General features: G+C 44.6%; 17 protein-coding genes and 1 pseudogene. 9 read left to right on the top strand and 9 right to left on the bottom strand.

All coding sequences use genetic code 11. The features are described from left to right. The first annotated feature begins 34 nt into the window (after positions 1–34). Positions 35–1,174: a beta-ketoacyl-ACP synthase gene (locus tag N39L_RS15635; RefSeq protein ID WP_014275681.1), complete on the top strand. Its 1,140-nt coding sequence runs from the start codon at positions 35–37 to the stop codon at positions 1,172–1,174. A 47-nt stretch (positions 1,175–1,221) separates the two neighbouring features. Then, positions 1,222–2,442, top strand: coding sequence for a DNA cytosine methyltransferase (locus N39L_RS15630; protein WP_014275680.1), 1,221 nt, complete (start codon positions 1,222–1,224; stop codon positions 2,440–2,442). Here N39L_RS15630 and N39L_RS15625 read toward each other — a convergent pair. Further along, on the bottom strand, positions 2,354–3,169 hold the full coding sequence (locus N39L_RS15625) for an HAD-IIB family hydrolase (protein ID WP_014275679.1): 816 nt from the start codon (positions 3,167–3,169) through the stop codon (positions 2,354–2,356). The genes N39L_RS15630 and N39L_RS15625 overlap by 89 nt on opposite strands. 79 nt (positions 3,170–3,248) lie before the next feature. Between N39L_RS15625 and rseP the strand changes: the two genes are divergently transcribed. From rseP to rpsN, 3 genes are read left to right on the top strand one after another with little or no spacing between them, the layout of a single operon-like run. Next, positions 3,249–4,349 carry an RIP metalloprotease RseP gene (gene rseP / locus N39L_RS15620; protein ID WP_006617912.1) on the top strand — a complete coding sequence of 367 codons (1,101 nt, stop codon included), beginning with the start codon at positions 3,249–3,251 and terminating at the stop codon, positions 4,347–4,349. A gap of 13 nt (positions 4,350–4,362) precedes the next feature. Continuing rightward, positions 4,363–5,016 (top strand): endonuclease III, encoded by a 654-nt coding sequence (nth, locus tag N39L_RS15615; protein WP_006617913.1) that lies wholly within the window; start codon positions 4,363–4,365, stop codon positions 5,014–5,016. Positions 5,017–5,057: 41 nt separating this feature from the next. After that, the gene (gene rpsN, locus N39L_RS15610) at positions 5,058–5,360 is read left to right on the top strand and encodes a 30S ribosomal protein S14 (protein ID WP_006617914.1); all 303 of its coding nucleotides are present in this window, start codon (positions 5,058–5,060) and stop codon (positions 5,358–5,360) included. 53 nt (positions 5,361–5,413) lie between these two features. Here the strand turns inward: rpsN and N39L_RS15605 are convergent, their stop codons facing one another. Then, entirely contained in the window at positions 5,414–5,743 is a 330-nt protein-coding gene (locus tag N39L_RS15605; RefSeq protein WP_006617915.1) for a DUF8822 family protein, read from the bottom strand. A gap of 31 nt (positions 5,744–5,774) precedes the next feature. Continuing rightward, positions 5,775–6,230, bottom strand: a complete 456-nt coding sequence (locus N39L_RS15600; protein ID WP_231852204.1) for a hypothetical protein — start codon at positions 6,228–6,230, stop codon at positions 5,775–5,777. Positions 6,231–6,316: 86 nt separating this feature from the next. Between N39L_RS15600 and aat the strand changes: the two genes are divergently transcribed. Further along, entirely contained in the window at positions 6,317–6,928 is a 612-nt protein-coding gene (aat, locus tag N39L_RS15595) for a leucyl/phenylalanyl-tRNA--protein transferase (RefSeq protein ID WP_014275678.1), read from the top strand. Between the two features lie 556 nt (positions 6,929–7,484). Here the strand turns inward: aat and N39L_RS15590 are convergent. The 5 genes and pseudogenes from N39L_RS15590 to N39L_RS15570 form a co-directional block, all read right to left on the bottom strand. After that, entirely contained in the window at positions 7,485–9,674 is a 2,190-nt protein-coding gene (locus N39L_RS15590; RefSeq protein ID WP_006616633.1) for a CHASE2 domain-containing protein, read from the bottom strand. 104 nt (positions 9,675–9,778) lie between these two features. After that, a complete protein-coding gene (locus tag N39L_RS15585) occupies positions 9,779–10,699 on the bottom strand; it encodes a vitamin K epoxide reductase family protein (RefSeq protein ID WP_006616632.1) in 921 nt (306 codons plus the stop codon). Positions 10,700–10,721: 22 nt separating this feature from the next. Beyond that, on the bottom strand, positions 10,722–11,588 hold the full coding sequence (btpA, locus tag N39L_RS15580; RefSeq protein WP_006616631.1) for a photosystem I biogenesis protein BtpA: 867 nt from the start codon (positions 11,586–11,588) through the stop codon (positions 10,722–10,724). A gap of 123 nt (positions 11,589–11,711) precedes the next feature. Further along, positions 11,712–12,020 carry a zinc ribbon domain-containing protein gene (locus N39L_RS15575; protein WP_126277504.1) on the bottom strand — a complete coding sequence of 103 codons (309 nt, stop codon included), beginning with the start codon at positions 12,018–12,020 and terminating at the stop codon, positions 11,712–11,714. A gap of 1,353 nt (positions 12,021–13,373) precedes the next feature. Next, positions 13,374–14,267: pseudogene (locus tag N39L_RS15570) on the bottom strand (IS630 family transposase). A 68-nt stretch (positions 14,268–14,335) separates the two neighbouring features. On the opposite strand from N39L_RS15570, the gene N39L_RS15565 reads away from it, so the two are divergent. From N39L_RS15565 to N39L_RS15555, 3 genes are all read left to right on the top strand, one after another. Next, positions 14,336–14,653, top strand: coding sequence for a hypothetical protein (locus N39L_RS15565; protein ID WP_014275673.1), 318 nt, complete (start codon positions 14,336–14,338; stop codon positions 14,651–14,653). A 92-nt stretch (positions 14,654–14,745) separates the two neighbouring features. Then, a complete protein-coding gene (locus N39L_RS15560; protein ID WP_231852203.1) occupies positions 14,746–14,934 on the top strand; it encodes a hypothetical protein in 189 nt (62 codons plus the stop codon). 112 nt (positions 14,935–15,046) lie between these two features. After that, positions 15,047–15,280 carry a hypothetical protein gene (locus N39L_RS15555; RefSeq protein ID WP_014275672.1) on the top strand — a complete coding sequence of 78 codons (234 nt, stop codon included), beginning with the start codon at positions 15,047–15,049 and terminating at the stop codon, positions 15,278–15,280. A 117-nt stretch (positions 15,281–15,397) separates the two neighbouring features. Here N39L_RS15555 and N39L_RS15550 read toward each other — a convergent pair whose 3' ends face one another. Further along, entirely contained in the window at positions 15,398–15,613 is a 216-nt protein-coding gene (locus N39L_RS15550; RefSeq protein WP_006669648.1) for a phenylpyruvate tautomerase MIF-related protein, read from the bottom strand. Positions 15,614–15,657 lie beyond the last annotated feature (44 nt).

Genomic DNA, 15,657 nt, shown 5'->3' with positions numbered 1-15,657 from the left:
TTTGCAACAAGAAACTTAGTTTCTAGGTTGGTCAGTGGCTGTGGATGTTGTGGTGACAGGAATAGGTTTGCGTTCGGCTTTCGGCGCTCTCAACCAGACTTGGGAAGCCATCATGAAGGGTCAGACGGCGATCGCCTTGTCTCAACCTTTCCGGGAACTTCCCCCGTCGCCTCTAGCAATGTGGGGAAGCCAACCGGGCCACCTACAGCCACTAATTCAGCCGACAGTGGCTGATACTTTAGCAGATGCCGGGTTAGAATTTCCCTTAACTGATTGTGGGGTAGTAGTTGGGTCTTCTCGTGGCTACCAAGCCGATTTAGAAGGACTGGCTAGGGACACTACAGACGGTTGTCTGGGATTATTCCCTGGTTTTCTCCATGGTCAACTAGCCGCTACGATCGCCGGTATAATTGGCTCTGAGGGTCCGGTATTGAGTCCTATGGCGGCTTGTGCGACGGGACTATGGGCGATCGCTCAAGGATTTGAGTTAATTAAAACCCAACAATGTCAGCGTGTGATCGTTGGGGCGATCGAGGCTCCCATTACTCCCCTAAGTTTAATCGGATTTGCGAAAATGGGTGCTTTAGCCTCTGAGTCTGCTTACCCATTTTCTCGGCGGCGAGATGGTTTAGCATTGGGAGAGGGGGCGGCGCTTTTGGTATTGGAGTCAGCAGAACTTGCCCATAGTCGCCATGGTAAAATTTATGGCAGTATTTTAGGCTTTGGTGTCACCGTAGATGCCTGCTATCATAATAAGCCTGATGGTGAGGGAAAAAGTGCGATCGCTGCTATTCAAAGAAGCCTTAATCACAGCCATCTTCATCCTACTGATATTGATTATATTCACGCCCACGGAACTGCTACCATTTTAAATGATAAACACGAAGCCTTTATTATTAATCAACTATTCCCCGATGGTGTAGCGGTGAGTTCCACCAAAGGCGCAACAGGTCACACTTTAGGCGCTTCTGGTGCTTTGGGGGTCGCCTTTTGTTTAAAGGCATTAGAACAGCAACTTTTACCGCCTTGTGTAGGGTTACAGGATTTAGAATTTCACCTAGATGTAGTCACCACTCCCCGGTCAACTGTCGTCAATAATGTGCTATGTTTAGGGTTTGGATTTGGGGGACAAAATGTGGCGATCGCTTTAGGTAAAAACCCGCAACTAATCTAGGGATTATTAATTAACCAAATCCCCAGAGTTTTATATATATCAATAAAATGCAAATTTTAGATAGTTTAAATGGGATTAAATGGCAAGATAAACCTAAGTTGGTTTCGTTGTTTTCTGGTTGTGGGGGAATGGATTTACCATTTCATCGGGCGGGTTTTGAAGTGGTGTGGGCGATTGATTGTAATGGGGCGGCTTGTCGAACTTTTAGGCGGAATATTTCGGAGACGATCGCCTGTAATAACATTCAAGAAATTGATATTACTAAGGTTCCTAAAGCTGACTTAATTACGGGAGGTTTTCCCTGTCAAGATTTTTCCATGATTGGGAAACGTCCCGGACTCACGGGAACCAGAGGAAATCTGTATACCTACTTTTTAGAGTTTATTCGCCACCACAAACCTAAAGCATTCATTGCCGAAAATGTCAAGGGTTTACTCAGTGCCAATAAATATAAAGCTATTGCCAAAATAATTGCCGATTTTGAAAACATAGAACCGGGTTATTTAGTCAAGCCTAAACTTTACAATTTCGCGGATTATGGAGTCCCCCAATATCGGGAAAGGGTCTTAATTGTGGGGGTAAGAATGGATACAGGCTTTAATTTTATTCATCCCTTCCCGGAATATGGAAGCGATCGCCTTTATCCCTATCGCACCGCTAAACAAGCCTTAAAAGATGTGGAAAAAGTGACTGATAATAATGAACATCAGAGGATTCATCCTCGCACCGTCGAAATTATCAAACGCATTAAACCAGGGGGAAATTATACAGATATTCCCAAAGATAGCGAATACTATGTTAAAGGAATGATTAGTCATGTATATCGACGACTCCACCCAGACCAACCCTCCACAACTATTATCGCTGGGGGTGGTGGGGGAACTTGGGGCTATCATTATCAAGAATTGCGATCGCTGACTAACCGGGAACGTGCTAGGTTGCAGACTTTCCCGGATGATTTTGTCTTTGAAGGGTCTTTAACAGAAGTTCGTCGTCAAATTGGAAACGCGGTTCCTCCTGACGGTATGGTAGCATTAGTCAAAGCATTAATCCCACTATTTAAAAACTCATATAAACCCGTAGATTTATATAAATTAAATCAGGAATTACAGAAACTTTCCCTTAGCGATCGCCTCAAATTAGCCAATTCCGAATCAGCCATTAACTACCGAGATCATCTCAGTATATTAACCCTTTCACCTCCTCAGCCACAGCCACCCCCCAACCCACAGAACCGGGAAAAGGAGCCACTTTCCAACCTTGATTAGCCAAACCCGGATGTACCCCTTTTATTCCTGGTATAATAATCGGAATATCAACCACCTCCAACATAGCCAAATCATTAGGACTATTCCCCAAACCAATAGTCGTAATAGTTTCCCCCCTATTAACCTGTTGATATTGATTAACCAGCCATTGAACCGCGCCACCTTTTCCCGCCGTCTGTCCAATTAAATGAGAAAAGCGATCGCCAACCACCACATTAAACCCCAAGGCTTTTAGGTGATGTGCTAACCTGTCCGCATCCACATTTTTAGGAGTAATAAAAGGCTCAGTAAACTCTCGATTTTTTGCCCGTTGTGCTTCCTGAGTAGACAAACCCGTTAACTGCATAATCTCGGCAATAGTCAAATCACCGAACCCCGTCAACTCTTCACCAATCGCCGCCATCAACTCTCGCAAACCTTGGCGCACTTGTGCATAAACACATCCCAACTGCATCAAATAGTATTTTCCCGAAATTTTCAGTTCCTCAGAAACAAGATAATCTTGATGTTTGGGAATAAAAATAGCACTGCCGTTTTCCACAATAAACGAATCTGTCAACCCGATTTCTGTCGATAATACCTCCACCTCAGCCCGAGTTTTGCTAGTGACGGGGATAATCGGGATCTGTTGTTGTTGCAGGTCTGCGATCGCCGTTATCGCCCCATGGTAGCCATAATCATCAGAATTTAGTAACGTACCGTCTAAATCAGTAAAAATTAGCAACATAACACAAGCCCAACACAGCCAAACCAGTGATATAATGACAGAATTATCACCCTAGTAGTTAGTATATTTGGAATTGTTCATGTCAGTTTTGGCTGCGATCGCGGTTCTTGGAATCTTAATCGTCGTTCATGAGCTTGGCCACTTCATGGCGGCGCGACTCCAACATATCCACGTTAATCGATTCTCCATAGGCTTCGGTCCAATTCTGTGGAAATATCAAGGCCCAGAAACCGAGTATGCGCTGCGAGGGTTTCCCTTGGGGGGTTTTGTCGGCTTTCCCGATGAAGATCCCGATAGTGAAATCCCCAAAGATGACCCAAACCTGTTGAGCAATCGACCAATTTTAGATAGGGCGATCGTAATCAGTGCGGGTGTAATTGCTAACTTGATTTTTGCCTACTTGTTATTAGTGGTTCAGGTAGGAATGATTGGGGTTCCCAACTTTGACTATCAACCAGGTGTCCGAGTCCCCTCTGTAGCCAGTGATGTCAGTTCAGCGGCGACCAAAGCTGGGATTCAGGATAATGATCTAATCATATCGGTGAATGGAGATCAACTCGGAGCTGAGTCGAAGTCCATTACCCACTTGATTGAGGTAATTCAGTCTAACCCTAACCAACCTCTACAAATGGAAATTCAACGGGGCGATCGCATTATCCCCGTAGAAGTTACCCCAGAACCGGGAGGCGATGGTAAGGGTCGTATTGGAGTACAACTGAGCCCTAACGGTGAAATCGTCCGTTATCAGGCTGATGGGATAATTGATGCCTTTGTCAAAGGTGCTGAGGAATTTCAGCGGATTTTTAACTTGACCTTGGCGGGGTTTTCCCAACTGATTAATAATTTTCGGGAAACGGCTCCCCAACTTTCCGGTCCCGTCGCTATTGTGGCGATCGGTGCTAATATAGCCCGTTCCGATGCCAGTAATTTATTCCAATTTGCGGCCCTAATTAGCATCAACCTCGCTATAATTAACATCCTCCCTCTTCCGGCTCTTGATGGCGGTCAGTTGGCGTTTCTGCTGATTGAAGCCCTACGGGGTAAACCTTTACCCGAACGGGTACAAGAAAGCGTCATGCAAACCGGATTGATGTTGTTGTTGGGGTTGGGTATTTTCCTGATTATTCGGGATACTGCCAATTTAACCGATCTCAGTTGGGTGCGATCGCTACTCCAGTAGGATTGATGAAAATATGAGCAGCCACGAACACCATAAACTGCGACATCGCGCCCTGGAAGTTCTGGTGCGCCTCAAGCGTTTATATCCTGATGCCGCTTGTACTCTCAACTATGAGACACCTTTACAGCTATTGGTAGCCACTATCCTCTCAGCACAATGTACTGATGAACGGGTTAATCAGGTGACACCAGCTTTATTTAAGCGCTTTCCTGATGCTTTCTCTATGGGGACGGCGGATTTGCAAGAGTTGGAAACTTTGGTGCGATCGACTGGATTTTATCGCAACAAGGCTCGCCATATTAAAGAATCAAGCCGGATCATTACTGAGAAATTCGGCGGGGAAGTTCCTAAACGCATGGAACAATTGCTCGAATTACCGGGAGTAGCCCGTAAAACCGCTAATGTGGTCATGGCTAATGCTTACGGGATTAATATGGGCGTGACTGTTGATACCCATGTGCGTCGTCTCAGTCAACGGCTGGGATTGACTCAGCATCAAGACCCCGTTCGCATTGAGCGGGATTTGATGCAGGTTCTACCTCAGCCAGATTGGGAAAATTGGTCGATCAGATTGATTTATCATGGGCGTGAGATCTGTACAGCCCGCAATCCGGCGTGTTACAATTGTCAATTGTCAGATTTATGCCCATCAGCACAGATCGGCTAGTAGGAGTATCTAAACTTGATTAGGAGGCGTTAACTCTAAAAATGGCTAAAAAAAGCATGATCGAGCGCGATAAAAAGCGCAAACAATTGGTTGATAAATATTCCGACAAGCGCCAAGAACTGAAAGAACAGTTTAATAGTGCGACTTCTCAGGTCGAAAAAATGACTATTCACCGCCAGATCCAGCAACTACCCCGCAACAGTTCTCGGACTCGTATACGGAATCGATGCTGGGTAACCGGACGGCCTAGGGGATATTACCGCGATTTTGGCTTGTGCCGCAACCAACTGCGAGAAATGGCTCACCAGGGACTTTTACCCGGTGTGGTTAAGTCTAGCTGGTAGGATCGGTGTCGGTGGGGAGTTGGGATGATTCCCCGATTCCCGATCAACACTCTCTACTGACCGCAGCAACGCTCGTATCCTAGACTCTGTAATAGTAAATCGCTGACGGCATTGGCGATCGCAAACTCACCAAAAAAGGTTTTGGAAAAGTCGAATGATTCCATTTCCGTCACAATGGCGATCACTAAGCAGCCTAGGTCGTTTTCCCCCTCTATGCGCTGGCGCACGAAAATCTGTGAGGCGCGTTCCGCTATTTCGGCGTTCACCGCTTCCGGTATAAATTCGCGATCGAGCCAGTCATGTAAGGTCTTTTTCAGCCACTCCCCTTCCTGTAGGGGATTTTCAACAGGGGGTAGGGTAATCGGTTTGGGCGGTTCAGCCATAATCATATGATCTCTAGTGTGTTTGCGTCAGTTAGTTTTGAATGACAGTCACAACTGGTGACTCTAAGGTTTTTTCTGTCCCAGTGTGATCATCTCGGTCCAGTTGCTCTATTCTAGCTTCGATCAATGCTACTAGGTGAACTCTCACCATTTCCGCAAATATGCGGTTAATCGATGATTCTACCTGGTTAGCCTCGATTTTGCAGCACACTTGATAGGTTTTATACTTCTTGACCTTATAGGTTTTGGTTTTGGGGTCTAAAACTTTATTGGTGGTGGTGCGACTCTGAATTGATACTGACGGCTTGGGGCGACGATACCAAAATAGACGATAGGACCGAGTATTTTCATTACTCTGAAACCGTAAAATTGTGTCCGTTGAACCCCACATTCTGACAGTGTAAGCATTATCAACTTTGTGGATCCGTAAATATCCCCAATCTTTTTCGGTTTGGTTTAACAGTTGACTCAAAGTATGCTCAAGCATCGGATAAGAAGGATTATTCACCATATTACTGACTTGATAAAAACTAATTATAGACCAATTTAATATCCTATCACATTTCTGGTAATATGCAATATGATATATCGGCGATTATTGAAGGATATGCTCAAGGGTATTTCTTGATGGCAAATGATGGGGAAGACTCCCTAGGATGGTACAGCAGCCACCAACGGGCTTTGATTCCCCTAGATCAACGCTTCCACTATCCGCGATCGCTTCAACGATTCCTTAATCAAAATCGCTTTCAAGTTGCTATTAATCGGGATTTTGAGGCGGTCATTCAAGGCTGCGCTGACCGAGAAAATACTTGGATTTCTGGGGAATTAAAGCGGATTTATCGACTGTTAAATAGCCAGGGATGGGCTTATAGTTTCGAGACCTGGGAGGGCGATCGCCTGGCTGGGGGGATTTTGGGAATTGCGATCGGCGGCGCTTTTATCGGCGAGTCTATGTTCTTTAATATTCCTAACGGTTCAAAAGTGGCGATGGTGAAGCTAGTCGAACACCTGCGAAAACGGGATTTTGTCCTATTTGATGCCCAAATGACTAACCCTCATTTAGAGCGGTTTGGAGCCTTTATTATCAGTAAAAATCAATATAATCAGTTATTGTCAAAAGCCCTGAAAAGAAAATGTTTTTTTGCCGACAATTCACCCCGGACTTTTAATGACAGCCAGTAGCTTCAGAATCGGCAAATAGGTATGACGACCGGAGCATTGACAACTGATGTACGCCAATGGCTGAAAACCTCACAGATGGCTGAACCAGCCCTCATCTCATTAATTATTAATAAGCGCCCCCACCGCCTCCTGAGTTAGGAGTATCATTAACAGGTGGATCTTGAGCTTGACAGGCTGAAGCATTAAAGGGATTATTGCAGGCTGTTACAACTTCGTCACCTATGGACGAGCTTCTCGCCTCAGCAACAGTGGTTATGCTGAACGCAGACCCGACGACTAAAACTAAGACAGTTGTAAATTTGAGTAAGCATCTCATAATGGAACATAACCTCTGTGAACTCAATCGCCTGATTATCGGCTCATAGATTCCCTTTACTGTCTACTTTTTATTATATCAGTGATTTTACGGATGTATTTTCCTACAAGGGGCTACTGAGCCAAAACACAATCTCTAAAGTGGTATCCTGCCACGGATCTAGCTTTTGTAAAGAATTGTTAAGTTTTAAGATATAGACCCTCAACATCTAATATACAGGAATAGGTATTTTTATACAAGTCAAGATTCTCTGATATTGGGTTCGACAGGAGGGGTCAACTCATAGGAGTTCTGATGTCGGCTTTTAGCCCTATACATAGCCGCATCAGCTTTTTGGACTAAGGTTTCATAATCTTGGCTATCGAGGGGATAGAGGCTAATTCCGATACTCACACCAATGGTAATAATATAGCCATTGAGTTCTGACTCTTGAGTTACCTGGTCTAGGATTTTTTCCGCCACCTTGACCGCATCAGCATGGCTAGGGATTCCTGGTAAGATGACAGTAAATTCATCACCCCCAAGGCGACTCACGGTGTCACTAGCGCGTAAACAGCCTCGCAAACGTTCGGCGACCAGTTTAAGCACTAAATCGCCGACATGGTGTCCGTATTGGTCGTTAATAGGTTTAAAATTGTTAAGGTCAAGAAAAAATAGCCCGACGAATTTTTGATTAGTATCAGCCCATACTAAGGCTTGGGTAAGGCGTTCCTCAAATAGTTGGCGATTGGGTAAACCTGTGAGAGGGTCATGGTCAGCCCTTTGCTGGAGTTCAGCGTTATATTTTTCTAACTGTTCGGCTAGTTTGCGGAGGGTTTCTTCGGATTTTTTGCGTTCGGTAATATCGCGAATTATACCAACTAAAAAGAGATTACCTGCTGCGTCTTGATGAAGCGATCGCTTAGTCGCAATCCAGTGCGTTACGCCACTAGCATCAGTTAATTTTTCCTCATTTTCCTGTTCCCAGTTAGTCTGAAAAGCCAGTTCATCCTGTTGATAAAAAACCTTAGCCTCTGCGGGAGGGAATAAATCATGGTCACTTTTCTGCAAAATTATGTCCGCTGGAAACCCTACCAATCGCGAATAGGCTTGATTAACCACCATTTTTTTATGGTCTTTAGTTTTGACATAGATGGGGTCAGGAATGGTGTTAATAATACTATTAAGGAAATCGGTTGAGCGTTTAAATTCTTCTTGAATATGTGCTAAGTAAGTGGTGACGACAATTCCCGAACCTCCCAGGGTAATTAAAGGTGGTACAACCGGAATCCACCAACCCATTAAAAGCAGTAGATAAGCGCCGGTCAAGATACCGCCGCCAATGACAATAATCATTAATGTGGAACGATAGGGCGATCGCAGTTTCCAGGACAAACTAGCACCGACCCAAGACCAGAAGATAATCCATAGCCATTCTACAGTTTCTGACCAAGTAGACATCAGGGGACGGTCTTCTAGGACGGTAGTTAAAATTTGGCTGAGAAAATTAGCATGAAGTTCCACGCCATAAATAAAACGAGGTTCTTCAAATAGACTGCTACTGTAGGGGGTCAAATGAAAATCTTTAACACTAAAAGCCGTAGAGCCAATCATGACAATGCGATCGTTAAATAGAGATGGTGGGATATTTCCATTTAAGACATCTCTGAGGGAAACCGTTTGAAAACCTACGGCGGGATTGCGAAAATTAGCTAATACTTGATAACCACCATTATCAGCGCGGACATAAGGGCCATCATTAGGTTGAAATCTGGGAAAAACTACCCCATTAAATTCCACTTCAGAATTATCAGTTAAAATTGGAAAAATGCCTTGATATTTGAGTTCTATTAAAGCCAACTGAAGGGCAAAACTACGTCGGGTTTGACCATCAGAATTACCAGCATATAATAAATTGCGACGAACGCGACCATCGGAGTCAATGACAAAGTTATTAAATCCGATCATACCTATTTCCGCCAAAGCCGGGGGAGGTGGAACGGCGGCAACTTTGAGAGTTTCCAGTAGTTCAATACCAATTAAATTAGGGATATTTATTAAGGCTTCGGTCAATTGAGCGTGACCGGGTTCCATGGGTATACCCCGATATAAATCTAAACCGATCGCCCTAGGTTCTGCGTCATTAATAATGTCTAATAAATCAGCTAAAATCTCATCAGCAACCGGAAACCCATACTCTCTTAAATCCTGTTCATCAATACCAATAATCACAATCCGGTCTTCTGGAGTTTCTGGAGGACGAGCCCGGACTAACACATCAAAAACAGCTAATTCCGAGGTTTGTAGAAGTCCTAAAAACCTGACCAGAAGCACCGCCGCCGCCACTCCAGAAGAGGTAATCCAGATGTGCTTACGTTCCAAAAACCATAATTTTAGGGAAGTTAAACCCTGTTGAGGATACTGAGCAAGTCCCTGGAAGATTATGAACATCCGATCGCTTATCCCTACAAATGTGATGGAACTCAGACCCACCCTGATTATAGACAGTTAAAATTATGGTGAGAGCGATCGCTCAACCTCAGAAGCTGTGAAAGTTAATCAAAGGGAGAATTAGCAAAATCCTGTCTGTCTTCATAACCAGACAACTCCGCCAGTTTTTGTAAAGATAACCGTCCCTGGTAGAATTTTTGGTTAATTTCCCAAGTCGGATAAGCATTAATTCCAGCTTGTTGACACAGTTGTGGTCGTGCGTTAGGACCCTGTGGATCGCACTCTACATAATCTAGTATAGCAAAAGCCTGACGGCCAAAAAGCTGCTTTTGTTCGTAGCAATGGGGACACCAATAAGCACCAAAAGTTTGAGCGCCAATCTGTTGAAGATGGGTAGCGAGGGATATTTCCGCCGCGCCTGAATTAGTAGTAATCTGACGGCTGACGAGGGTAGGCGGTGGAGTGGCTGAGGTAGGTTGTGCATCATAAACCCCCAGGAGAGTGACCAAAGCCACCATAGTCACAGCCACCCCAACTAAAAGCTGTTGTCCGAAATCATCCCAAAATCGCCCCACCATAGTCAGGACAAAGAGACTAATGGAGAAAATCGCAGAAGCCACACAGTAGGGACAAAAGGCTTGCAGTTCAAAGGCCAGCAGATACATCAAAAAGCCACTCATAACCGCCATAGCGGTAGCCAAACTAAACATAATCCACCAGGTAGCGGCTTCTAATTTAGTCCGTAGGTTTTTTTGACTGGAGGGATTGACCAGCCAGGGAGTAGCGGCTAGACTTGCCATAGTGAAATAGGCTAAAAACCCAAATAGGCTAATGGGTATCCCCGCCACGGTGGCTAATGGACTATTGAGAACTTCATGACATCCTTGGGTAGGACAGACAGCCACTCCCCCCAAGAGTTTAATCGCAGTTAAATAGGCAGTTTCGATCGCCCCTATAATAGCGATGGTGAGAATAATTAGACGAGAGTGGCGATAAATCCAGGGAGTAGAAGGACTGCTAACCATAGGAAATGTTTTCAGTTTCTGATTAGGGTTTCAGTTTACTAGGTAGTTCCGACTGTGGTTTAAGTGTCCAGGGGTCTGTTGTTCCTGGCTGTAAACCACGCCCCATAGCCTCGACAAACTGACTAACGCGACTGGGATCAATAGGTTGACTAATGCGGCCATGTCGTTTAAGGGAACTGGCAACAATCACGCCATCAGCAGCTTTAATGAGGGTAGAAATATTTTCATAATCAGCCCCACTGCCGATAAATACGGGAGTATCACCCGCTGCAGTCCGCGCTAGTTCCAGGTCTTCCAGACTAGGGGGACTACCAGTAGACCAGCCTGATAGAATAATTCCATCAGCTAAGGCTCGTTCTGTGGTTTCCTTAACTGCTGTTGTCAGATTGGGAGAACCCAGAGGTCGGCCATGTTTGACTAGGACATCTGCCAATATTTTAACATCGCTTCCTAATTCTCGACGATAGCGCAGGAGTCGGTGAGCATTGCCTTCAATTATTCCCTGGTCGGTAGCCATCACGCCGTTTAAGACGTTGACACGAATGAATTGGGCTCCTACACAGGATGCGATCGCCAAAGCGCTTTCACCGTCATTTCGCAAGACATTGACTCCCAGGGGGACTGTAACTAGATTCATCAGCCGTTGGATAATCATGGTCATGGCGCTGACCACCGCTGGATCTACCTTATCTTTAGCAAAGGGAGAATCAAAAAAGTTCTCGACAATTATACCATGTACACCCCCGGAGGCGAGGGCAGTTGCTTCTTGTTCAGCGCGATCGATTACTGCTTTGATATCCCCACCCCATCGAGGGGAGGTGGGAAGCGGCAGCAGATGCACTACTCCAATGATGGGATTTTCAGTGTTAAAAATTTGATTTAAGTCCACAGATTTACCTTAAACCGCCAAAATGTGATCAGCCCCTTACCGGCCGAAACTTTTAGCATACAACTGCTACGGTGTTTTTGACAGATACATTTAACCAGGAAAAATCTGGCAATAGCCGGAAGTTTATGAGTATGGCACCATCTGGAATGAGGTAATCACGCCATTAGTGGAGGTATCTCTCAAAGCCAAGGGCAGAATGTTAAAGGCTCCATTAATATCACGTCCTATCCTATGACCACAATTAGGGCAAACAAATTGTTTGTTGCCTCCTAGTTGGGTGTGAATGTGACCACATTTTGAACAGGTTTTGCTGGTGTACTCTTTCGTTACGTCTACTACAACACAGCCATACTTAGCTGCTTGATGCTTCAACAAAGTCTGAAAACGGTAATGAGCCCATGTCACCATGGCGCGTCCCGTTTTCGTGGCCAAGCGTCGTTTTCCTCTCTTGACCAGATTTTTCACTTCAAACTTGGGCAAAAATATTAGTTTATACTTGGTGGTGCGAGACGTTCAGATACGAAATAAGGCGGTAATGCCTGAAATAGCTATCTGGTGGGGCTTCAACCCCTTGGTTGAATATAAGAGGCTCGCCTCTGACCGACCCCATAACTGTTTATATGTCCCGACGTTTGGTATCATACGATACCAAAACCCGGCAGGGAACCCCAGGTTAACATAATCTGTAACAATTCGTAACAATTCTTAACATAACGGAAACGTAACGAAACAGAGGTGAGGGTAACGGCGATAGCCACTCCTAGTTTCAGGACCCACAATCCTGGGATTGAAGCGGGGAACGGAAGGCTCCGAGGTGTAACCCAACACCAGAATCGAGACCACTGCCAACCATCCATGATTAGGGAAACCAAATGTCCGGCTTGAACCATCGTCAATACTAAGCAGCGAAATAGGTTGATACGCTGCGTTCAAAAGAACAAGGGGAAAAGTAGGAGGTTCACTATACTACCTACACAGACCTTTAAAAAGTACCCCGGTGGAGAGGACAAATCTAAAGATGGAATGCCCATATAAACGGAACGTTTTAAGTCCTCCAGCACTCTGAATATCTGGTCGAGGTAATCAGTAGTGATAAGTGTAAGCGCAAGGTGCGAGACGTTCGGGTATGAAATAGGGATGAAATGCCAGAAATCACTAGCCGGTGAGGATTCCAGCCCCGAGTTTGGATATAAGGAAACCTCTCCTGACCATCCTCATAACTGTTTATATGTCCCGACGCTTAGGGAACTAAGCAAGGCAGGGAACCCAAGGTCCTAAGCGAACTGAGAAATCACAGAGCAGAGGGTAACGGCGATAGCCACCCCTAGTTTTAGGACTCACAACCCTAGGACTAAAGCGGGGAACGGAAGGCTCCGAGGTGTAATCTAATACCGGAATCGAGACCACTGCCAACCATCCATGATTAAGGAAACTGAATGTCCGGCTTGAACCATCGTAATACACTAGCAGCGAAATAGGTGGACACGCTGCGCCCAAAAGGACAAGGGGAAAAGTAGGGGGCTCTTACGACTACCTGCACAGACCTTTAAACTACCCCGGTTCTGAGGACAAATCTAACGATGGAATGCCCATATAAACGGAACGTTGTAACCCCTCTAATGCTCTGCCTATAAACAAGTGAGTAATGCTATTGACAAGGCAGTAGTGAAAAATGTAAGCGCATGGTTAGAGGGTGAAGGATGTGACCAGAAGCTAAAGCCCAATTGTCATAGTGGGGATATGCCCACAGGTCACGGTGGGGATATATAGCATTAGTCAATGCGGTTAGGACGCAGCCTTGAGAACAGAATCCATGGCATCATCGAGAGAATCAAACTGCTCACGTGCAATGGCGAATGCGGGCTTTCAACCACGACCAACATTTCTCTATCTTGTTGAGGTCTGGCGAATAAGGCGGAAGATAGAGCAAACGGCATTGAGCTGCCTCCACCAGTTCAGCCTGCCGCCCCCCTTTATGAAACGTTGCATTGTCCAATACTAGAGTCTGACCTGGCTTCAATGTTGGAATTAAGATAAACTCCAACTACAACTCAAACACTGTCCGATTACAACAACCCTCAAAGGTAAAGGGAGTTAAGAGTTGTTGATAACACCATGCGGCCATATAGCTCACCCTGCCCTGCCTCTTCCCTGATTTGAGGGTATGGAAGCGTTGTCCTTCCTGGCAGTAACCATAAGGATAATCCGAGTCTTGACTATTCATGCCAGCTTCATCGAGGTAAACCAACCCTTCCGGCTCCATATGTTGAATCTGAGCAATAAACTCCTCTCGCTGTTGCTCATCACCTTCTTGGTAGCCGTAAGTTTTTTTCTGGTGAAGCCAATTTTCTTCAAGGCTCTGGATATGGTGCCAGGAGAGATGTCGTCATCCCAAAGTTCAGCCATTTGAGCGGAGGTTTTGTGGCCATGCTCTTGGGCAAAAGCCTTGAATTTTTGCCAGTCGGTAATTTGGTGGTTATTGCCAGGTCGGTGATTAGGTTTAGGGAGGAAGTCTCCGGTGTGTTCTTTTCTTTGCAGCCAGAGATTGATAGTGTTCCGGCTGAGATGGAAAAATTGACTGGCTTTGGTTTTGGACATACCGTATAGTTCAATTGCATTGATAACTTTTTGTCTAAGGTCGTAACTGTAGGGGGCTGGCCTTTTGGGTCTTCTGTAGATATCCTTGCCATTATACGTCCTAAATGTTATGTTTTGTGCTATAAGAATTGAGGCTTTTGTAGCTTAATATGGATATCTCTATCAGTCAATTAATCAACCATCTCCCAGATGGTTCAACGTTAAAAACCTTGCTGGCTTCATTAGGCACTGACGCTGAAAACGTAGATGCTACCGTAGAACTTTACGAATTTGTTGAGGCTTTTTCCCAGGCCAAAAAAGAACACAACCAACTACCTCATGTTCAACGATTAAACGTAGTTTCTGATGAAACATTGTTTGATATAGTATGGCAACGGGATGGCTCCGTGACAAGAAGGTTAGAAAGAAAATTGTCATTCTTCCAAAGATTTGAGAATTCGGGAATTAGCAGTAGAGAACAAATCTAATTTACCAACGGTCTAAATTTTTCGGATAACTGGGAGTCTATCCGGATTACCAGAAAACGAACCACAAGCAATTTTTTCAAAACTTAATTTTAGTGTTTGAAAGCACAGGATTTTCTAACTTTATGCATCTAGAAATTGAAAAAATTGCTTTAATTATTAGTTGGCTTGTTTCTTTTTCGGGAGGTATTTGGTATCTTTCAGCAAAATATTCTGAACTCCAAACTACTGTAAAAAAAAATAAAGAAGACATCAATAGATTAGGAAATTCAATCAGAAAGTAAACCCGAGGGGACAGACAACTTATCTGGCTTACTTTAAAAAATATTGAAAAATATTTAGCCAAGACAAATTACTATGATGAATTAATCTTAAAAGACAACGAAAAAAACAACGATGGATTCTAATGTATTACCTGAGATAGTCAAACTGGGAACTGATGGTATTACCGTTTTTTTAGTCTGGCAGTTAATGAAGCAAAATCAGAAACTGATATCAGAGGTTAACTCCAGAGACAACGAATTAATGAAGCTGATTTACACAATCCTAAATCAATATAGGCAGTACCCAACAGGATTAAGCGATCGCACTAGCCGGATTAACCATCCCAGAGGAAAAGCCAAGGAGTAATTAATCAGACTGGCCAAATCGAGGACAACCTACTGGGAAAATGGACAAGATAAGTACAAATTCCCAGCTAGGACAAAAAAGCGATCGCATTAAGTCCCTTGACACCAATCTGGACTTCTACAATTCCAAGACAACGGTAAACGCTTCCATATAGCAGACCGGGTCCGTGGTACCGCCAAAGGTCATAGGAACATCAGGTTCAAAAGCAGTCATCACATAGGATTCGGGTTTACTTAGATGTTTAGCCAGGGATGCTGACAAATCCTTGAGTAAACTTTCAACTTGGGATTTTTCCGGTTGAGAAATCGATGTTTTGACTTTAATCAGTGGCATAATTAAAACTGATTCCCCCTCCCGGTGGGAGAGGGTTGCCAATT

Source organism: Limnospira platensis NIES-39 (genome assembly GCF_026000695.1).
GTDB classification, from domain to species: Bacteria; Cyanobacteriota; Cyanobacteriia; order Cyanobacteriales; family Microcoleaceae; genus Limnospira; species Limnospira platensis.
The sequence above is the reverse complement of the archived record's forward strand: the minus strand, read 5'-3'. Positions and strand labels throughout refer to the sequence as shown.